This window comes from Achromobacter sp. HZ34 (assembly GCF_002209485.1).
Classification (GTDB): Bacteria; Pseudomonadota; Gammaproteobacteria; order Burkholderiales; family Burkholderiaceae_B; genus Bordetella_C.
On the sequence record NZ_NJIX01000004.1, the window covers coordinates 56,294 to 76,794 of the forward strand.

Consider the following 20,501-nt stretch of genomic DNA (forward strand, 5'->3'; position numbering starts at 1 on the left):
CCACTGGCACGCCGTTCCATTTTCACCGCGATGAGATAAGTGCTAACCGCCGGGCAGGCTTTTCGCGCGCCCGCCGTGGGCGCATCATGAGGCCTGGATCAAACGCCTTCGGAGCCCCTCATGAAAGCCATCGGTTTCTACAAGCCCTCCCCCATCACCCAGGCCGACGCCCTGGTCGACCTGGACCTGCCCACGCCCGTTCCCGGCGATCACGACCTGCTGGTCGAAGTGAAGGCCGTCTCGGTCAATCCGGTGGACGTCAAGGTGCGCGCCAAGTCCACGCCGCCGGAAGGCCAGCCGCGCATACTCGGCTGGGATGCCGCCGGGGTGGTGCGCGCGGTGGGCGCCAAGGCCAGCCGCTTCAAAGTGGGCGATCGCGTCTGGTACGCCGGCGCCATCGATCGCCCTGGCAGCAACCAGGAGCTGCATGCTGTCGACGAACGCATCGTCGGCCCGATGCCGGTCAGCCTGGACTTCGCCGAGGCTGCGGCACTGCCCCTGACCACGCTGACCGCCTGGGAGCTGTTGTTCGACCGCCTGCAGGTGCAGCATGCTGATCCGGCCCAGGACAATCGCCTGCTGGTGATCGGCGCCGCCGGCGGCGTCGGGTCCATCCTGCTGCAGTTGGCACGGGCGCTGACCGGACTGACGGTGATCGGCACCGCCTCGCGTCCCGCCACGCGGGAATGGGTGCAGGCGCAAGGCGCGCATCACGTCATCGATCACAGCCAGCCGTGGGCGCCGCAACTCAAGGCGCTGGGCATGGATGACGTCAGCCATGTCATCGGCCTGAATCACACGGATTCCTATGTCGCGCAGATCGTCGAGGTGCTGCGTCCCGAAGGCCAACTGGCCTTGATCGACGATCCCAAGACGCTGGACATCGTGCCCTTCAAGACCAAGTCGGTGTCGGTGCATTGGGAGCTGATGTACACGCGTTCGCTGTTCAAGACGTCGACGCTGGCGCGCCAGCATGACATCCTGCGCCGCGTGGCCAGGCTGGTCGACGACGGCCTGGTGGATTCGACCCTCACCGAGAAGATCGCCGGCATCAACGCCGCGAACCTGAAGCGCGCGCATGCGTTGGTGGAACAGGGCGGCATGCGCGGGAAGGTCGTGCTGGAAGGGTTCTGAGAAGCTGCGCAGCGCTTGGCGGAACGCATTAAGCGACCCACTAAACGCCACGCGGCGACGGCTTGTGCCTCAACGCAGCGCGCCGCGTGCGTCGATCGGCCAGACGTCTTCAACGACCTCGTCGCGAATCGCCACCAGCCAGTCGTGCAGATTGACGGTGGGATCGCAATGGCCCGGCTGCAGCAGCACGCGGTCGCCCACGGCCAGCGGCGCCGCGCGCGCCGCGGCCTCGGTGTCGGCTTGCAGCACAATGTGTTCGTCCGAGATGGCGGTGACTTGCCAGCCGTCACGCAGCACGCGCGGCAGGCCGCGATCCACGGCGAAGGTCTTCAAGCCGCCATCCAGTACCGCGCGGCCATTGCGCGCGCTGATCACCGTGCACAGGCCCAGCAGGGCCTGCCGCAGCGGCTGCTGTTGCGGGGCCGGTACGTTGGCCGCATAGTCCGCGTCCATCAGCACATAGGATCCCGGCTGCACTTCGGTATAGATGCCGGACCGTCCTTCCAGTGCATACGTGCCGGTACCGCCGCCCGTGACGGTCGCGCAGGCGTGGCCCGCCGCACGCAGCGCGCCGAGGATTTCATTCAGCAGCACGCTGGCCTGCGCCACGTCCTGTTCGCGTTCTCGCGGCTGGCGCAAGTGCTGCGCGCGGCCGCTGAACGCATGCAGTCCGCGCAGGCTCAGGCAGTCGCCTTGCGCGCCGATGGCGCGTGCCAGGCTCAGCGCCTGGCCGGCGTTGGCGATGCCGCAGCGGCCCTGGCCGATGTCGACTTCGATCAGCACATCGACATTCACACGTTGCGCACGCGCTGCCTCGGCGATGTCACGCACGTGGTCGGGATGATCGACGCATACGGCGATGCGTGCCTCCATGGCCAGCTGGGCCACACGGTGGCATTTTTCCGCGCCGACGATCTGGTTGGTGATCAGGACGTCCGGCACACCCCCACGCACGAAGATTTCCGCCTCGCTCACCTTCTGGCAACAGATGCCGGCCGCGCCGGCCTGCATCTGTCGCAACGCCAGTTCCACGCATTTATGCGCCTTGGCATGCGGACGCAGCGCCAGGCCCGAGTCGTGTACGCCGGCGTGTACCAGCGCGATATTGTGTTCCATTGCCGCCAGGTCGAGCAGCAGGGCCGGTGTATCGATGGCAGTTACCGGCATGCCGGGTTCGGCCGGCGCCGAAGGGCGATCGAAATAAGGCGCGGCGTCCAGAGCGGAAAGATGCATGATGCGTAAGTTCAGTGCTGCAGGATCTTGGAGAGGAACTGCTGGGTGCGTTCGGACCGCTCCTGCGGCTTGCCGAAAAATTCTTCCTTGGGACAATCCTCGACGATGTTGCCCTTGTCCATGAAGATGACGCGATCGGCCACTTTGCGCGCGAAGCCCATTTCGTGCGTGACGCACATCATGGTCATGCCTTCCTTGGCCAGGCCCACCATGACGTCCAGCACTTCGTTGACCATTTCCGGATCCAGCGCCGAAGTCGGTTCATCGAACAGCATGCAGATCGGATCCATGGACAACGCGCGCGCAATCGCCACACGCTGCTGTTGGCCACCGGACAACTGGCCCGGGTACTTGTCCGCGTGAGCGGTCAGTCCTACACGGTCCAGATAGGCCATGCCGCGCTGCTCGGCCTCGGCGGGCTTGCGCTTGAGCACCTTGACCTGGGCCAGCGTCAGGTTCTTGCGTATGGTCAGGTGCGGGAACAGTTCGAAGTTCTGGAAGACCATGCCTACGCGCGAACGCAGCTTGGGCAGATCCGTGCCGTGGGCGCCTACCGATGTGCCATCGACGCGGATCTTGCCGGCCTGGAAAGGCTCCAGCGCGTTGACGGTCTTGATCAGCGTGGACTTGCCCGATCCGGACGGACCGCACACCACCACCACTTCGCCCTTCTTGACGGAGGTGCTGCAATCCGTCAGCACCTGGAAGTCGCCATACCATTTGGAAACGCGATAAATATCGATCATCTTGCTGCTCTCTGATTCAGGTAATGCGGACTGCCCGGGCAGTCCTTGTGTATCGTTCGGGGCAAGCGCGGCGGCGCCCGCCAGGCCAGTCGGTGTGCGTACAAGCAGTTCATCCATGTGCGGTCTCCTGGCGCCGTCAAGCGGCGCGTTTGCGCGACAGGTAACGCACGCCCAGCGAGGCGGCGTAACAGATCACGAAGTACGACACGCCCGCGACGATCATCATTTCTTCGATGCGGCCGTCGCGCTCGCCGATGTTTTCCGCGCTGGTGAAGAAGTCGGCCAGCGAAATGACGTAGACCAGGGATGTGTCCTGGAACAGCACGATGAGCTGGGTCAGCAGCAGCGGCAGCATGTTGCGCAAGGCCTGCGGCAAGACCACCAGCCGCATGGCCTGCATGGGTTGCATGCCCAGCGCGCTGGCCGCCGCATGCTGGCCGCGCGGCACGCTCTGGATGCCGGCCCGCATGATCTCCGCGTAGTAGGCGGATTCGAACAGCGAGAAGCCGACCAGGGCCGACATCATGCGCGTGTCCCAGGTGGCCGCCTGCCAGAACAGCGCCTGCAGCATCTGCGGGACGATCAGGTAGAAGCCCAGCAAGACCATGGGCAGCGGTATCGAGCGGAACAGGTTGACGTAGCCGCGCGCGAACAGCGCCACGGGACGCCAGCTGGACAGCCGCATCAACGCCAACAGCGTGCCCCACACCATGCCGACCAGCAGCGCCGTGGCGGTGACCTTGAGGGTCACCAGCATGCCGTGCCACAGCATTCCCCAGGTCTCCGGGGTGATGAAGGTGAAGTCCAGACCCAGCATCGTTGAAGTCTCCCTTGCTTCGTTACGGTTGAAGGCGCTTCAGCGCACTTCAGCGCGCGCCCATGTAGCCGAACAGGCGGGTGCGGCGTTCCAGCAGGCCCATGAGCAGCATCACCGCGGCGTTGATCAACAGATAGCAGGCCACCACCGCCAGGAAGGATTCGTAGGCCTGCGCCGTGTAGTCGTTGAGCTGGCGCGAGCGCGCATACAGTTCGATGACGCCCACCGTCGAGGCGATCGACGAGTTCTTGAAGATGCTCAGGATCTCCGAGGTCATGGGCGGGATGATCAGGCGATAGGACACCGGCAGCAGCACGTGGCGATAGGCCTGCGGCAGGGTGAAGCCCACGGCCAGCGATGCATTGCGCAAGCCGGGCGGCAACGATTCGATGCCGGCCCGCACCTGTTCGCATACCCGCGCCGCGGTGAAGAAGCCCAGTCCGATGGTGGCGGTGACGAACGCCGTGCCGGCTGGCGGTAGTGAAAAAAGCCAGGTGCGCACGGACTCGGGCAGCAGCTTGGGCGCGAGGTAATACCAAAGGAACAGCTGCACGATCAGCGGCACGTTGCGCATTACGTTGACGTAGATCGCGGCAAGTCTTTGCAGGCCGCGTTGCGGCAAGGTGCGCATCACGCCCAGCACCGAACCCAGCAGGAAGGCGATGATCCAGGCGAGCGTTCCCATCAGCACGGTAGTGCCGAGCCCGGCCAGCAGCCAGTCGAAGTAGGTCTGCCCGCCTCCCGCGGGTTGCAGGAAGACAGACCAATTCCAGTGATATCCCATGCGTACTCCAAAGCGACAAGTGAGGCGCTGCGGCCGGCCCTGGCGGGGGCCGGCCGCAACGCGGCGGCCCCCTGTTACTGCAGGGCCTTGTCGTTCGGATTCGCGTACAACGCCTTCATGTCATCGGACAGCGGGAAGTTGAGCGCGACGTTGCGGGGCGGGATGGGTTGCACGAACCACTTCTCATACAGCTTCTGCATTTCGCCGGACTTCATCATTTCGATGATGGTGCTGTCGACCAGCTGCTTCAGTTGGGAGTCGTCTTTCTTCATCATGCAGCCATAGGATTCGTGGGATGCCGGGGTGCCGACCACGGTCCACTTGGAGGGGTCCTTCGCCTTGGCGCGTTCACCGTAGAGAATGGCATCGTCCATCATGTAGGCGACGGCACGGCCGCCTTCGACGGACAGGAAGGCCTGGCTGTTTTCGCGCGCGGCCAATACGTTGAAGCCCATTTTCTGTTCATCGTTCATCTTGGTCAGCAGACGTTCGGACGTCGTGCCGGCCGTGGTGGCGACGTTCTTGCCCTTCAGGTCGGCGAAGTCCTTGATGCCGGATCCATTACCGGTGAGCAGACGCGTGCCGATGACGAAAATGGACGTCGAGAAGGACACCTGCTGCTGGCGTTCCAGGTTGTTGGTGGTCGACGTGCATTCCAGGTCGATGGAGCCGTTGACGATCATCGGAATGCGGTTTTGCGCCGTGAACGGCACGATGCGTTCCTGCAGGTTCGGCATCTTCAGTTGGGCTTTGATCTTGTCGGCCACCTTCAGCATGATCTCGTAGGAGTAGCCGGTGTACTTGCCGTTTTCCACGCTGTAGCTGAAAGGCGGCGACGAGTCGCGCGCGCCCAGCGTGATGACGCCAGTGTCCTTGATCTTCTTCAGCGTACCGGTCAGTTCTTCCGCGTGCGCTGTACCGCCCACTGCCAGTGCGACTGCCAGGCTGCCCATCGTCATCAGAAATTTCATGCCACGTTCCCCGTAGATGTAATTAGGGTGCGTTGGCGTTCGTGGCGAAGACTCCTCCGGCACGCTGCGGCATGCGCGGCGCGGCGACGGCGTCAACCACGGCTGCCGCCGCGTCGTTACCAAAGCCGCCCCGCTGTCCTGTTTACCTGAGAGTTTCGCGCGCGGCTTGTCGCTGCGTGCTTTCCCCTTCGGTGGACTGCGTCGTCGCAAGTGTGTGACGCGCAGCCTCTCTCCAGATCGGCATAGATGCCGTGCAGTCATTTTTGCCTGAGTGATTATGGGGTTGCACCGTTGGCGAGGCGTTCAAGCCTTCTTTCCTGCACGCAAGAAGACTGAAAGCAATGATCATGCCAAGTTGTGGGGACAGCGAGGGGGCACGTCGCTGTGATCGATCGATCAGGGGGACAGACTTGCTTGTCGAAGGGTGTTTGCTGCGCGCTGGGGCGTTGCAGGCCTCAACGCGCGCCGTGGTGGTGCAGGGTTTGCACCAAGCGGGGGCCAGGAGAGCACGATGGTCCTGCATATTGCGGACAAGGTAGTAGCGAGGAAGCGAGCTTGCCTTTTTCTTTATTGGCAGGCGGTCTATTGTGCGCAGACTCACTATCTGATTTCGAGGAATAGCCATGCCCGGTTCGTCCGCCCTCTTGGAGCCCGTCGCGTCCGCCGTGCAACGAGCGATCGATGATCACCGATTGGTTGGTGCCGTCGTCCTTGTCGCGCGTGATGGCGTGGAGGTGCACCGTCAGGCGGCTGGCCTGGCGGATAGGGAGAGCGGCCGCGCAATGACCGAGGACGCGATCTTCCGGCTGGCATCCGTGAGCAAGCCCATCGTGTCTACCGCGGCACTGGTGCTGGTGGCCCAGGGGCGGCTGGATCTCGACGAGGACATTGCGCGTTGGCTGCCCTACTTTCGGCCGCATTTGCCTGACGGCGGCGTAGCCCGCATCACGGCGCGGCAACTACTTAGCCATACTGCGGGGTTGGGCTACCGCTTTCGCGAGCCTGTAGACGATTCGGTGGACGGACCAGCGGACTGGGCAGCCCAGGGCGCTTACGCGCGTGCCGCCGTATCGGACGGTATGGACGCAGCCGGCATCAGCCTTGAAGAAAATCTGCGCCGTATCGCCAGCGTGCCCTTGCAATACGAACCGGGCAAAGGTTGGGCCTATTCCCTCGCCACGGATGTTCTCGGCGCACTGATCGAACGTGTGCACGGGACGACCTTGGACGTCGCCGTCCGTGATCTGGTGTCCGGATCCTTGGGCATGACGGGCACCGGCTTCGTTGCCCACGACCGTAACCGGGTAGCCACCCCGTATGTGAACGGTTCTTCCCCGGCGGCGGCCTCGTCTTCGCACAACGGCCTTCCCGTGGACGATGTACGCATGCAGCCGCATCGCCTGGATGAAGGCGAAGTGGTCGCCAGTGTCGAGAACACGGCTGGCATCATCTTCAGTCCATCCCGCATCTTCGATCAGCAAGCCTACCCTTCGGGCGGAGCCGGCATGGCCAGCACTGCCGGCGATGTCCTGCGCCTGCTGGAAACCTTGCGCCAGGAGGGTGGTGGCCTGCTTCCTCCCGCCTTGCTGAAGGAGATGTCGCGCGACCACATTGCCGGTTACGAAATCCCCGATGGCCCCGGCTGGGGCTTTGGCCTAGGCTATTCCATCCTGCGCGACCGCCGACTTTGGCCCACCCCCGAGTCCGTCGGCACCTGGCGCTGGGGCGGCGCCTACGGCCATTCCTGGTTCGTCGATCCAGCGCAACGCCTGACCGTCGTCGCGCTGACAAATACCCTCTACGAAGGCATGCAAGGCCAGTTCGTCGTCGACTTGCGCGACGCGGTCTATACCGGACTTGAAGGAAGTCGCTGAGAGTATTGCCGGCAGCTTCGGGTTTTTTTCTGCCCTGATCTGGTTCGGATCCTGAGGCGCTCGGTACTGGAAACCACGGAAGAAGGCGACGAAGCGGCCGACGCCGCGCGCCGTCGTGCGATTTCCACAGCGCGGTGCAACTGCTTCTGCAGAATCTTTACATCAGGGATGTGGGCCAGATATTCGGCCACGCGAATATTGACGGCCCCCAAGTCCAGGAGTTCGACCTGCTCGGAATCACGAGCGGCGCAAAGGATCAGGCCGATGGGCGGATCCTCGCCAGCCGCGCGCTCGTGCTTGTCCAGCCAACGCAGGTAGAGCTCCATCTGACCCTTGTGGGCAGGCTGAAACTTTTCCAGCTTCAACTCTATCGCCACCAACCGCTTCAAGTGGCGATGGTAGAACAGCAAGTCAAGATAGAAGTCATCCGCGCCGACGCTTATGCGCTTCTGTCTCGCCACGAAGGTGAAGCCTACGCCCAATTCCAGCAGGAACCTTTCCATCTCACGCAAGATGGCGTCTTCCAGATCACGCTCGCTGTAATCATGTGGCAAGCCCAGGAAGTCGAGCATGTAAGGATCGCGGAACACCAGGTCAGCCGTCATTTGTCCACCAGCACGTAAGTGGCTGATCTCGGCATTCACCGTGGTTTCGGGCTTTTTTGCAATTGCTGTACGCACATATAGTTGGCTGCTTATGCGCTCGCGCAGGGTTCGCACGCTCCAGCGCTCGACGCGGCACAATTCGGCGTAGAACTCACGTTCCAACGGCTGTTTGAGCGGCAGAATTTCAATGAAGTGGCTCCAACTTACTTCTCGCGAGAGCTCAGTGACGATTTTTTCGTCCGGGAACACTTCAGCGAATTGCACCATTCGGCGCACGCTACGCGCGCCGAATGCCTTTCCATACTCGGCCACCAATTGTGTCGACAGCGTCGACACAATCTGCTCTCCGTATTCCGCACGATTGTTCTTCAGCACTTCGCGCTGGACGCGTCGCCCGATATGCCAGTACAGCATAGTCTGCGTAGCATTGGCGGTCAGCGCGACATGCTGGCGGGCAGATTCGATCAGGCTGCGCAGTTCAATCAACAGGGCATCGGCCTGCCGCCTGAGCGTGGGTTTACGTGTTATCGGCATCTTTTCGGGTTCGATTTCGACATCACCCTAGGCGGCGAGCATCAGCCTGCACCTATTTCTTTCCCCCAAGTCTGGTGCGCATCTGGATGCCGTACCAGAACGGCTTGCGGATTGTCCTATGTGGTCGTAATCCCGAAGCGGGCGCAGCCACTAGCGTAAGGAGTTTCGGAGTGATCGTTTGTGTGGAAACGGGTGTGTTATTGGTTCCATGGCCCGCGCGGAACCTTTTCGGATCACTACCGAAAGCCTACGAATCCGATCACTTTCCGATGCAGAAACTGGAGAAGATTTCGCCCAGCAGGTCGTCGCTGGTGAAGCGGCCGGTGATGCTGCCCAGGCTGTCGTGCGCCAGGCGCAGTTCTTCGGCGAAGAGGTCGAGGACGCGGTCGTCCAGTTCGGCGTGCTGGGCGGCCAGTTGCAGATGGTCGGAGGCGTCCCGCAGGGCGCGCAAGTGACGCTCGCGCGCTAGCCACGGGGATTCGCCGCCAGGCGTCCAACCCGCGATGTCCAGCAACGCCTTGCGCAGGATGTCCAGCCCGACGCCGGTCTTGGCGGAGATGCGCAAGGCAGTTTCGCCAGGTACCACGCCCGTGGTCGGGTCGCCCGCCATTTCAAGATCGATCTTGTTGATCACCTTGACCACCGGCACGCCGCGCGGCAGTTTCTCCGCGATGCCGGCATCCAGCGTTTCGTCGGGCGCACCGGCGTCCACCAGGTGCAGGATCACATCCGCCTTGCCGATTTCCTGCCACGTGCGGCTGATGCCTATCTTTTCCACGGGATCGTCCGTCTCGCGCAAGCCCGCGGTGTCCACCACATGCAGCGGCACGCCGTCGATATGGATCTCCTGCACCACCTTGTCCCGCGTGGTGCCGGCGATGGGCGTGACGATGGCGACGTCGTCGCCTGCCAGGGCATTGAGCAAGCTGGACTTGCCGACGTTGGGCCGGCCCGCCAGCACGACATGCAAGCCTTCGCGCAGGATCACGCCCTGGCGCGTCTGCGCGATGATGGCGTCGAGGTCGTCGCGCAAGCCTTGCAGCAGCGGCCGCGCCTGGTACTTCTCCAGGAAGTCGATTTCCTCTTCAGGGAAATCCAGCGTCGCTTCCACCAGCATGCGCAAGTGCACGATGCGGTCCGCCAGCGCCGTCACGCGCTCCGAGAACACACCGGATAGCGATGCCATCGCACCGCGCGCCGCGGCTTCGGAGGTGGCCTCGATCAGGTCGGCCACGGCCTCGGCCTGGGCCAGGTCCATGCGATCGTTCAAGAACGCCCGCTGCGTGAACTCGCCGGGCTCGGCCAGGCGCATGCCCAGGTCGGCACCCACGCGCAGGCAAAGATCCAGCACGCGCCGCAATACCGCCGGTCCGCCATGCCCCTGCAATTCCAGCACGTCCTCGCCCGTATAGGAATGCGGCGCGGGGAAGAACAAGGCCAGCCCTTCGTCCAGGACTTCGTTCAGCATTTCGCCCGTTACATCCCTGAACGCCAGCAGGTGCGCATGGCGTGGCGTCAGGTCGCGCTGGAACAGGGCGCGCACAAAGCCGCCCAGCTCCCGTCCGGAGACGCGAACGATGCCCACGCCTCCCCGCCCGGGAGCAGTGGCGATGGCGGCGATAGGGGCATGAGCTGATGGGGACATGTGACGTTCAGGATGGGACCGCGGTGCGCAATAGGGGAATATAACGGCTGCGCAAGATTATTGCGGTTCGCCCGCACCGTCAGGGCGCAGCCTGGCTGGCGTAGGCGTTCCGGTGCCGGCTCGAAACGGGCTCATGACAGCGCTCTGGAGCCTTTCCAGAAATGACCGCGGGTAATCCGTGGTCGCGCGCGGCGATCCCGGGCATATCTGGCCGACCGCGAGTCCACTGATTCGCGGTGCCTCCCGCTCTGCCTCCAGGAGCGCATCGACACGCTCCCGCATTGCGTCCACCCCCCGCATGAGCGTGTCCGCGGACTGAAGGGCCGCTGCGATTCGCGGGGGCATGGGGATGCCCTGGGCGGGGCTGCTGGCTTCCGTTTTCATTCGATTCGATCCATATAGAGCATTGTGGGGCCGCCCCGCCCAGGGAAATGGATGTCGCGGCCCGCTTGCGAGCCATGGACACACATGCCTGCACGTGCGGTTTTTCTTGGTACCCTCGTCCTGGCGCGATGTTCCGCGCAAGAGCAGCCCCCTTGACCAAGGGTTTGCACTGATTAAACGTTGGCTGCCGCATTCCACGGAAGTTCAGTCTTCCGTGATGAAGGAGGCATAAGCTAATGGGGACGTATGGGAATTAAAAACGGCTGCAAGAAGCAATAAGGGAATGTGACGGGTTGCGCCGCCCCCATTTCCTCCGTATGTTGCGGCGTAGACAGCCGAAGCCGGGCCAAAAGCCTTATCGCTTCAGCGCCGCGAGCTTCAGGTTCACCAGCTAAGTCTCACACCGGATCCCGCAGTCGGGTTCCTTGTCCGGGTCTCTTCTCAATAGGGAGCGTCTTACATATGTCGATTCGCCTCACCCGTGCCCTCGCCGGCGGCGCTGCCGCGCTGGTCCTGGCCTTCAGTGCGTGTGGCAACGCCCTGGCACGCGATCTGATCATCGGTCTGAAAAGCGAGCCCAGCTCGATGGACCCGCAATATCACTCGCTCACGCCCAATACCCAGATCGCGGTCACCATCTTCGATCCGCTGGTCCGTACCGACAGCCAGCTCAAGCCCATCCCCTCGCTGGCCGAATCCTGGACCGTCGACGGCAATGTCTGGACCTTCAAGCTGCGCCCCGATGTGAAGTTTTCCGACGGTACGCCACTGACCGCCGATGACGTGGTCTTCACCTACGACCGCGTGCCCAAGGTGCCCAACAGCCCGTCGCCCTTCACGCTGTACCTGAAGGACGTGGCCAAGACCGAAGCGGTGGATGCCCACACGGTGCGCATCACCACCAAGGCCGCCGCGCCGGCGCTGCTGCCGAACCTGTCGCAGCTGCCCATCATGTCGAAGAAGGCAGCCTCCGGTGCCGCGCCGGAAGGCAAGACGACCACCGAACTGAATGCCGGCGACGGCCTGATCGGCACCGGCCCCTACAAGTTCGTGTCGTGGAAGCGCGGCGCCGAGATCGTGCTGGCGCGCAACGACAATTACTGGGGCAAGAAGCCGCTGTGGGACAAGGTGATCTATCGCCCCATGAGCAACGCCGCCAGCCGCGTGGCCGCGCTGCTGGCGGGCGACGTCGACCTGATCGAGGATCCCCCGACCGATGACCTGCCCAAGCTGAAGGCCGACAAGAAGCTGCACATCGAAGAAACCCCCTCGGTGCGCGTGATGTACGTGGCCATGGACCAGTTCGCTGAGCCCAGCCCCGGCATCACCGGTACCACCAAGAACCCGCTGAAGGACAAGCGCGTGCGCCAGGCGCTGTCGCTGGCCATCAATCGCGAAGCCCTGGTGGATCGCGTCATGGGCGGCATCGCGCTGCCCGCCGGCAACCTGTTGCCCTACCCGATGTTCGGCGCGTCCAAGGACCATTCCAAGGCGGCCAAGGCCGACCTGGACAAGGCCAAGGCCTTGCTCAAGGAAGCTGGCTATCCGGATGGCTTCGGCATCACGCTGGGCGCGCCCTCGGGCCGCTACGTCAACGACGCCAAGGTGGCGCAAGCCATCGCTTCGATGTGGACGCGCATCGGCGTGAAGACCAATGTCGACGCGTCGGCGCCGCCGGTCTTCTTCAAGAAGCGCGACTCGTATGAGTACAGCGCGTACCTGGCGGGCTGGTCGGTGACCAGCGGCGAAATGTCCAACGCCCTGGGTTCCCTGCTGGTCACGCCGGATGCCAAGGCAGGCCTGGGTACCACCAACCGCGGCCGCTACTCCAACGCCACGGTGGACGCGTTGTTCAAGGAGGGTGTGTCGACCATGGACGACGCCAAGCGCGCCGAACTGCTCGGCAAGTCCGCCGATACCGCCATCGACGACTATGCGCTGCTGCCGGTGCATTTCGAACTGTCGGTGTGGGCCATGAAGAGCGACATCCGCTATCAAGGCCGTGCCGACCAGATGACGCAGGCGCAGAACGCCACCATCAAGCCCTGATAGAAGCCGGCTTCGGGTCATGGCGCAGGCGCGCCGTGACCCGCATTGCCTTGAACCGTGACGAAGTGAGCCTGCCGACGTGCTAGCAACAATCATCCGTCGCCTCCTGCAGACCGTCGTCGTCATGTTCGTCATGTCGGCGCTGGTTTTCGGCGGCATCTATCTGGTCGGCGATCCTATTGCCATGATGGCCAGTCCCGATGCCACCGAAGCGCAGCGCGAGGCCATCCGCGTAGCCCTGGGCCTGAACCTGCCCGTGTGGCATCAGTACCTGATCTTCATCGGCAAGGCCATCCATGGCGACTTCGGCAACAGCTTCCTGACCGGCGAGCCGGCCATGCGGCTGATCCTCGACCGCGCCCCGGCGACACTGGAGCTGGCCGTGGTGGCGATGGGCATCTCGCTGCTGGTGGGCATTCCGCTGGGCATACGCGCGGGCCTCAAGCCCAAGGCCGTAAGCTCGCGCGCCATCATGACCGGATCGGTGCTGGGCTTTTCCCTGCCCAACTTCTGGGTCGGCCTGATGCTGATCATGATCTTCGCGGTGACGCTGGGCTGGTTTCCCGCCAGCGGCCGCGGCCCGACGGTGGCCGTGGGTCCGATACGCCTCAGCGTGCTGACGCTGGGCGGCTGGGCCAGCATCGTCCTGCCGGCGGCGACCATCGCGCTGGCCAAGTGCGCCACCATCATCCGTGTCACGCGCGCGGCCACGCGCGAAGCGCTGCCCATGGACTACATCAAGTTCGCGCGCGCCAAGGGCCTGTCGGAACGGCGCGTGCTCAGCGTGCATCTGCTGAAGAACATCCTCATCCCCATCGTCACGGTGGGCGGCCTGGAGTTCGGCCAGGTCGTGGCGTTCGCGGTGGTGACGGAGTCGGTGTTCTCCTGGCCCGGCATGGGCAAGCTGCTGATCGATTCGATCATCAACCTGGACCGCCCCGTGGTGGTGGCCTATCTGTTGTTGATCGTGTTTTTCCTGGTGATGTTGAACCTGGTGGTCGACATCGTCTATACGGTGCTGGACCCGCGCGTCCGGCTGGATGGCCGCCGATGAACCCTACTTCCAATCCGCCTGCCGTGGCCGCCGTCGCCACGAAGGAAGCCGGCCCCTGGCGCCGCTTCCTGAGCGATTTCTTCGCCAGCAAGCTGGCCATCATCGGCTTGGTGCTGCTAATCATCATGATCGGGTCCGCCCTGCTGGCGCCGTGGATCGCGCCGCAGAATCCCTACGACATCGGCACGCTGGACATCACCGACGCCAAGCTGCCGCCCGGCAGCAGCAATATGGACGACACCATGACGTACTGGCTGGGCACCGACGGCCAGGCCCGCGACGTCCTGTCCGCCATCCTCTATGGCATGCGCACCAGCCTGATGGTGGGCTTCGTCTCGGTCTTCTTCGCCTTCGTGATCGGCGCGACGGTAGGTCTGGCGGCGGCCTATTTCGGTGGCCGCCTGGATGCCTTGCTGATGCGCATCGCCGACATCCAGCTGTCCTTCCCCTCCATCCTGGTGGCGTTGATCCTGCTGTCCATCCTGGGTTCGGGCGTCGACAAGGTGATCATTTCGCTGATCGTGGTGCAGTGGGCCTATTTCGCCCGCGCGGCGCGTGGCGCGGCGCTGGTGGAGCGTGGCAAGGAGTATGTCGAAGCGGCACGCTGCATGTCGCTGGGCTGGGGCCGCATCCTGTGGCGCCACCTGTTGCCCAACTGCATGCCGCCGCTGATCGTCATTGCCACCATCGACCTGGCGCACGCCATCGCGCTGGAAGCGACGCTGTCGTTCCTGGGCGTCGGCGTGCCGGTGACGCAGCCCTCGCTGGGCATGCTCATCTCCAACGGCTTCGAGTACCTGCTGTCCGGCCGCTACTGGATATCCTTCTTCCCCGGCATCGCGCTGGCCATCACCATCATCGGCATCAACCTGGTGGGCGACCATCTGCGTGACGTGCTCAATCCACGGAACGCGCTATGAGCATGACGACGCAAACCGCCGCCGCGCCCCAGACCGCTCCGCGTATCCTCGATGTCACCGGACTGCAGACGCATTTCTTCACGCGCGCCGGCGTGGTGAAGGCCGTCGACGGGGTCGACCTGCATCTGGCCCCGGGCGAGATCCTGGGCCTGGTGGGTGAGTCCGGTTCGGGCAAGAGCATCACGGGTTTCTCATTGATAGGCCTGATCGACGAACCCGGCCGCGTGGTCGGCGGCAGCATCCGCTTCGACGGCCAGGACTTGCGCCAGGCCAGACCCGAGCAATTGCGCGGCCTGCGCGGACGCGACATCGCGATGATCTTCCAGGATCCGATGATGACGCTGAACCCTGTGCTGCGCGTCGATACGCAGATGATCGAAGCCATCCGCGCGCATCGCAACGTCAGCAAGGACGAAGCCCGCAAGCGCGCGCGCGAAGTGCTGACCATGGTCGGTATTCCCGCGCCGGACGAACGGCTGCGTGCCTATCCACATCAGCTGTCGGGCGGCATGCGCCAGCGCGTGGCCATCGCCATTGCATTGCTGAATTCTCCGCGCCTGATCATCGCCGATGAACCGACCACGGCCTTGGACGTGACCATCCAGGCGCAGATCCTTTATGAAGTGCAGAAGCTGTGCCGCGAGACCGGCACCGCGCTGATCTGGATCACGCACGACCTGGCGGTGGTGTCCGGCCTGGCCGACCGCATCGCCGTGATGTACGCGGGCCGGGTGGTGGAAACCGGCAGCACGGTAGAGATCATCGAACATCCGCTGCATCCGTACACGCGCGGGCTGATGGCGTCCATACCGACGCCCGCTACGCGCGGCCACGACCTGGCTTCGATTCCCGGCATGACGCCTTCGCTGCTGAAGTTGCCGGAAGGCTGTGCCTTCCGCACGCGCTGTCCGCGCGCCACCGAGACCTGTACCAAGGCACCCGAAGCCGTCGAATGGCGGCCGGCGCATTGGGTGCGCTGCTGGCATGCCGGCGAGGAGGCGACAGCATGAGCGCCGACGTTTTGAAAGCGCAGACCGGTGCGCCGGCGACGGATGGCGCGGCAGCCGCTGCGCCTGCTCCTGCACCGGCGGGCACATCTGCCGCGCCGATACTCTCCCTGCGTGACGTGGAGATGCGCTTCAGCCAGAACATCGACCTGGCCGGCCGCATCGCCAATCTGTTCGGCGCGGGCATGCGCAAGACCGAAGTACACGCAGTGGCCGGCGTCGACCTGGATGTGATGCCGGGCGAGGTCATCGGCATCGTCGGTGAATCGGGTTGCGGCAAGTCGACGCTGGGCCGCATCATCGCGGGCATCCTGCGTCCCACCGGCGGCAAGGTGAGCTATCGCGGCAAGGCGGTGGCCGCCATGCCCGACAGCGAACGGCGTGCATATGAACTGGGCGTGCAGATGATCTTCCAGGATCCCTACGCGTCGCTCAATCCGCGCATGCGGGTGGAGGAGATCATCAGCGAGGCGCCGGTGGCGCACCGCATCGTCCCGGCGCGCGAGAAAAAGGCTTACGTCGCGCAGCTGATGAAGCAGGTGGGCCTGGATCCCGCCTACGCGCAACGCTACCCGCACCAGTTTTCCGGCGGCCAGCGCCAGCGCATCGGCATTGCGCGCGCGCTGGCGCTCAGGCCCCAGGTCATCGTTTGTGACGAGGCCGTGGCCGCGCTGGACGTCTCCATCCAGGCCCAGGTGCTCAACCTTTTCGGCCATTTGCGCCGCGAGCTGGATCTGACGTATCTTTTCATCAGCCATAACCTGGGCGTGGTGGGGCATATTTCGGACCGCGTGGCCATCATGTATCTGGGCCGCATCGTCGAGATCGCCAGTACGGAGCAGGTGTTCAAGGGGGCCAACCATCCCTATACGCAGGCGCTGTTGAAGGAATTGCCCACGCTGAACGCGCAGCGGCGCAGTTTCCAGCCCATCAAGGGCGAATTGCCCTCGCCGCTGGCGCCACCGCCGGGCTGCACCTTTCATCCACGCTGTCCGCATGCCATGGAGCGGTGCCGGCAGGAGCGGCCGCTGTTGCGCGAGATAGGGCCGGGGCATGTCAGCGCCTGCCATCTGAACGACGCGACGCCTGAACGACGGCGTCCGAACGGAACGCCTGACCGAAACCACGTCTGACCGAAACCAAGCCTGAACGACACGACCACTGAACCCCAGACCAGCGTCCGCCCACCATCATGCAGACCAGCGACCAGCCCTTTGCCCCGTTCATCCGTCACGCGCCGCGCGGCGACCCCCTGCCCCTGGTCTGTGATTCGCCCCACAGCGGGCTGACCTATCCCGGCGATTTCGGCTACGCGCTGGACACGCGCCTGCTGCGCACGGGTGAAGACACCCACGTGGACGAGCTGTGGCGCAACTTGCCCGATTACGGCGCCACCTTGATCTGCGCGCAATTCCCGCGCACGTATATCGACCCCAACCGCGAGCCGGACGACATCGAGCCGGCCTTGCTGGAAAGCGCCTGGCCCGGCAGCATCAATCCGTCGGAGAAAAGCCGCATCGGCCACGGCCTGATCTGGAGCAAGGCCGCGGGCCAGCCGATCTATGCGCGCAAGCTGACCGTCGCGGAAATCCAGCATCGCATCCAGGCCTATCACCAGCCGTATCACGCGGCCTTGAACCAGGACATCGAGGCTGCGTATCGCCGCTTCGGCGCGGTGTGGCATCTGAATCTGCATTCCATGCCGTCCAATTCCTACGAGGCGCTGCAGATCAAGAGCGATCGGCCGCTGGCGGACTTCGTGCTGGGCGATCGCGACGGGACCACCTGTGATCCGCAGCTGGTCGACATCGTGCAGGAGTCGCTGGAAGCCAGCGGTTATACGGTGGCGCGCAACGATCCCTTCAAGGGCGTGGCGCTGATCGCGCGCCTGGGCAAGCCCGCGCAGCGGCGCCATAGCCTGCAGATCGAGATCCACCGCAAGCAGTACATGAACGAACAGACTTTCGAGCAGAATGAGCGCTTTCCGGCCTTGCAGGCCGCGCTGACCAAAGCGACGCAAGCCGTCGCCCTCTACATCCAAAGGCAATTATGAAAACCATCGCAGAAATCGAGCGCGCCACAGGCGAGCTGACGGCGATCCGCCGGGACATCCACGCACATCCCGAGACCGCTTTCGAGGAAACCCGCACGTCGGCGCTTGTGGCCGAGAAGCTGCGCAGCTGGGGCATCGAAGTGCACACCGGCTTCGGCAAGACCGGCCTGGTGGGCGTGCTGCGCGCCGGCAGCGGCAAGAAGACCATCGGCCTGCGTGCCGACATGGATGCGCTGCCCATGCCTGAGCACAACCGCTTCGGCCATGCCTCCACGGTAGCGGGCAAGATGCACGGCTGCGGCCACGACGGCCATACCACCATGCTGCTGGGCGCGGCGCAATACCTGGCCGAGCATCGCGACTTCGACGGCACCATCCACTTCATCTTCCAACCGGCCGAAGAGAACGGCAACGCCGGCGCGCGCGCCATGATGCAGGATGGCCTGTTCGACAAATTCCCCTGTGACGCGGTCTTCGGCATCCACAACATGCCGGGCATGCCGGTGAACCAGTTCGGCTTCCGTACCGGCCCGTCAATGGCATCGAGCAACCGCTTCACCATCACCATCAAGGGCGTGGGCGGCCATGCCGCGCAGCCGCACAAGTCGGTGGACACCATCGTCATCGCGTCGGAAATGGTGGGCGTGCTGCAGACGGTGGTGTCGCGTACCAAGGATCCGCTGGACGCCGCGGTGCTGTCGGTGACGCAGATCCATGCTGGTGATGCATTCAACGTCATCCCCAGCGAGGCGGTCATCCGCGGCACGGTGCGTACCTATACCACCGATGCCCTGGACACCATCGAAGACGCCATTCGCCGTATCGCCACCACGTTGCCGCAGGTCTATGGCGGCACGGGCGAGCTGGACTTCATCCGTGCGTATCCGCCGCTGGTGAACTGGGAGAAGGAAACCGCGTTCGCAGCGCAGGTGGCCGAGGCCACCTTCGGCAAGGAGAACGTCGACACCACCATTCCCGCTTTCATGGGCGCCGAGGACTTTTCCTTCTTCCTGGAAGCCGTGCCGGGGGCCTATCTGTTCCTGGGCAATGGCGACGGTGGGCATCGCCAGGAGCAATACGAAGGCATGGGACCGTGCATGCTGCACAACCCCAACTACGACTTCAACGATGCCCTGCTGCCGGTGGGGGCCACCTACTGGGTCAAGCTGGTCCAGGCTTTCCTGCCGGCCGATGGAGCGCCGGCCAAGGCGGGCTGACGCAGCCCGCGTCGCCGGCTATATAAGTTCCAGATCTGAATAAAGGCATATTCATTCGTTGGATCTCTGTAGCGGCTTGCTGATAATCCTCATCAAGCCGTACACGCCCGTACGTGGATACAGAGGATCCGACATGCCCCAGCCCACCGCCGCCGCACATTCCCGCCTTGCCAAGGCCGCGTCCGGTATCGCGGTGGCCCTGGCGCTGGCCATCATGGCCCTGGCATCGCCTACTCCAGCTTCTGCCGCGACGGACGTCATGGCCGTCTGTGCCACGCACTGAGTTTTTACCGACGGGCTGCCGCCCCCTTCACCTGCAATTCCCCTCGCGCGCCCTGCCGGACGCGCCCTGAACGCGGATCCATCGCACGGTGGTTCCGCGTCTTTCTTTCTACTCACCTGGAAGAACGGATCACCATGCTGCCCGCGTATGCTTTTGGACAACGCCTGACTCGCCCCTTGGCGCGTGCCCTCACCGCCGCCGCCTTGTCCCTGACCCTGGCCGCCGTGGCCCTGGCCGTTCCCACTCCCGCACGCGCTGAAGGCCGTATCCGTATCGCCGAGCAATTCGGCATCGTCTACCTGCTGCTGAACGTGGCTCGCGACCAGCAGTTGATCGAGAAGCACGGCAAGGCCGAAGGCGTGGACATCAAGGTCGAGTGGCTCAAGCTGTCGGGCGGCTCGGCCGTGAATGACGCCCTGCTTTCAGGGGCCGTGGATATCGCCGGTGCCGGCGTCGGCCCGCTGCTGACGATATGGGACCGCACGTATGGCAAGCAGAACGTCAAGGGTGTCGCTTCATTAGGCAACTTCCCCTATTACCTGGTGAGCAACCGGCCCGAAGTGAAGACCATTGCCGACTTCACTGACAAGGACCGCATCGCCGTGCCGGCGGTGGGTGTGTCGGTGCAGTCGCGTGTGCTGCAGATGGCGTCCGCCGCGCTGTGGGGCGATGCGCAGTACAACAAGCTGGACAGCATCTCCGTGGCGTTGCCGCATCCGGACGCCACCGCCGCCATCATTTCAGGCGGCACGGAGATCACCGGCCACTTCGGCAATCCGCCTTTCCAGGAACAGGAACTGACGGGCAATCCGCGTGCGCACATCGTGCTGGACTCGTACAAGGTGCAGGGCGGTCCGTCGTCTTCCACGGTGCTGTTCGCTACCGAGAAGTATCGCAAGGAAAACCCCAAGACCTATAAGGCATTCCAGGATGCCCTGGCCGAGGCCGCGCGCTTCGTTACCGAGCACCCGGAGCAAGCCGCCGATACCTATCTGCGCGTGGCCGATGCGAAGCAGGACCGCAAGCTGCTTCTGGGCATCATCACCAACCCGCAGGTGCAGTTCAAGACCGAGCCGCAGAACACGTTCACGCTGGCAAAATTCATGCACCGCGTAGGCGCCATCAAGCACGAACCTGCCAGCTGGCGCGATTATTTCTTCGACGACGCGGCGCTCGCCAACGGGAGCTGAC

Annotated in this window: 18 protein-coding genes and 1 riboswitch; of the genes, 11 read left to right on the top strand and 7 right to left on the bottom strand. The window is 64.0% G+C overall.

The genetic code is table 11. From position 1 onward, the window contains the following. The first annotated feature begins 120 nt into the window (after nt 1-120). On the top strand, nt 121-1,134 hold the full coding sequence (locus tag CEY05_RS16835) for a zinc-binding alcohol dehydrogenase family protein (protein ID WP_088596671.1): 1,014 nt from the start codon (nt 121-123) through the stop codon (nt 1,132-1,134). A 69-nt stretch (nt 1,135-1,203) separates the two neighbouring features. Here CEY05_RS16835 and CEY05_RS16840 read toward each other — a convergent pair whose 3' ends face one another. From CEY05_RS16840 to CEY05_RS16860, 5 genes are all read right to left on the bottom strand, one after another. After that, complete coding sequence (locus tag CEY05_RS16840; RefSeq protein WP_088596672.1) at nt 1,204-2,367, bottom strand: DSD1 family PLP-dependent enzyme; 1,164 nt, start codon at nt 2,365-2,367, stop codon at nt 1,204-1,206. 11 nt (nt 2,368-2,378) lie between these two features. Continuing rightward, nucleotides 2,379-3,113 (bottom strand): amino acid ABC transporter ATP-binding protein, encoded by a 735-nt coding sequence (locus CEY05_RS16845; protein WP_088597617.1) that lies wholly within the window; start codon nt 3,111-3,113, stop codon nt 2,379-2,381. Nucleotides 3,114-3,249: 136 nt separating this feature from the next. Next, complete coding sequence (locus tag CEY05_RS16850; RefSeq protein WP_088596673.1) at nt 3,250-3,930, bottom strand: ABC transporter permease subunit; 681 nt, start codon at nt 3,928-3,930, stop codon at nt 3,250-3,252. 49 nt (nt 3,931-3,979) lie between these two features. After that, entirely contained in the window at nt 3,980-4,714 is a 735-nt protein-coding gene (locus tag CEY05_RS16855) for an amino acid ABC transporter permease (RefSeq protein WP_088596674.1), read from the bottom strand. Nucleotides 4,715-4,788: 74 nt separating this feature from the next. Continuing rightward, nucleotides 4,789-5,673 carry a glutamate/aspartate ABC transporter substrate-binding protein gene (locus CEY05_RS16860; RefSeq protein ID WP_369825967.1) on the bottom strand — a complete coding sequence of 295 codons (885 nt, stop codon included), beginning with the start codon at nt 5,671-5,673 and terminating at the stop codon, nt 4,789-4,791. A gap of 135 nt (nt 5,674-5,808) precedes the next feature. Further along, a riboswitch (glycine riboswitch) is annotated at nt 5,809-5,931 on the bottom strand. A gap of 377 nt (nt 5,932-6,308) precedes the next feature. On the opposite strand from CEY05_RS16860, the gene CEY05_RS16865 reads away from it, so the two are divergent. Beyond that, a complete protein-coding gene (locus CEY05_RS16865; protein WP_088596676.1) occupies nt 6,309-7,559 on the top strand; it encodes a serine hydrolase in 1,251 nt (416 codons plus the stop codon). Here CEY05_RS16865 and CEY05_RS16870 read toward each other — a convergent pair. Together CEY05_RS16870 and mnmE are read right to left on the bottom strand one after the other, a co-directional pair. Continuing rightward, nucleotides 7,532-8,698: a YhcG family protein gene (locus CEY05_RS16870; protein ID WP_088596677.1), complete on the bottom strand. Its 1,167-nt coding sequence runs from the start codon at nt 8,696-8,698 to the stop codon at nt 7,532-7,534. The two genes, CEY05_RS16865 and CEY05_RS16870, sit on opposite strands and share 28 nt — an antisense overlap. A 259-nt stretch (nt 8,699-8,957) precedes the next feature. Then, nucleotides 8,958-10,343, bottom strand: coding sequence for a tRNA uridine-5-carboxymethylaminomethyl(34) synthesis GTPase MnmE (gene mnmE, locus CEY05_RS16875; protein ID WP_088596678.1), 1,386 nt, complete (start codon nt 10,341-10,343; stop codon nt 8,958-8,960). A gap of 846 nt (nt 10,344-11,189) precedes the next feature. On the opposite strand from mnmE, the gene CEY05_RS16885 reads away from it, so the two are divergent. From CEY05_RS16885 to CEY05_RS16920, 9 genes are all read left to right on the top strand, one after another. Continuing rightward, a complete protein-coding gene (locus CEY05_RS16885) occupies nt 11,190-12,776 on the top strand; it encodes an ABC transporter substrate-binding protein (protein WP_088596680.1) in 1,587 nt (528 codons plus the stop codon). A gap of 79 nt (nt 12,777-12,855) precedes the next feature. Next, nucleotides 12,856-13,830 carry an ABC transporter permease gene (locus tag CEY05_RS16890; RefSeq protein WP_088596681.1) on the top strand — a complete coding sequence of 325 codons (975 nt, stop codon included), beginning with the start codon at nt 12,856-12,858 and terminating at the stop codon, nt 13,828-13,830. Next, nucleotides 13,827-14,750, top strand: a complete 924-nt coding sequence (locus CEY05_RS16895) for an ABC transporter permease (RefSeq protein WP_088596682.1) — start codon at nt 13,827-13,829, stop codon at nt 14,748-14,750. Before CEY05_RS16890 ends, CEY05_RS16895 begins: the two co-directional genes overlap by 4 nt. Before the next feature lie 2 nt (nt 14,751-14,752). Continuing rightward, nucleotides 14,753-15,760: an ABC transporter ATP-binding protein gene (locus CEY05_RS16900; protein WP_088597618.1), complete on the top strand. Its 1,008-nt coding sequence runs from the start codon at nt 14,753-14,755 to the stop codon at nt 15,758-15,760. A 122-nt stretch (nt 15,761-15,882) separates the two neighbouring features. Next, a complete protein-coding gene (locus CEY05_RS16905) occupies nt 15,883-16,890 on the top strand; it encodes an ABC transporter ATP-binding protein (protein ID WP_233161606.1) in 1,008 nt (335 codons plus the stop codon). Nucleotides 16,891-16,949: 59 nt separating this feature from the next. Next, nucleotides 16,950-17,810 carry an N-formylglutamate amidohydrolase gene (locus CEY05_RS16910; RefSeq protein WP_088596684.1) on the top strand — a complete coding sequence of 287 codons (861 nt, stop codon included), beginning with the start codon at nt 16,950-16,952 and terminating at the stop codon, nt 17,808-17,810. Next, complete coding sequence (locus CEY05_RS16915) at nt 17,807-19,027, top strand: M20 aminoacylase family protein (RefSeq protein ID WP_088596685.1); 1,221 nt, start codon at nt 17,807-17,809, stop codon at nt 19,025-19,027. Before CEY05_RS16910 ends, CEY05_RS16915 begins: the two co-directional genes overlap by 4 nt. Before the next feature lie 133 nt (nt 19,028-19,160). Then, entirely contained in the window at nt 19,161-19,310 is a 150-nt protein-coding gene (locus CEY05_RS31270) for a hypothetical protein (protein WP_158219349.1), read from the top strand. 134 nt (nt 19,311-19,444) lie between these two features. After that, on the top strand, nt 19,445-20,500 hold the full coding sequence (locus tag CEY05_RS16920) for an ABC transporter substrate-binding protein (protein WP_088596686.1): 1,056 nt from the start codon (nt 19,445-19,447) through the stop codon (nt 20,498-20,500). Nucleotide 20,501: the final 1 nt, after the last annotated feature.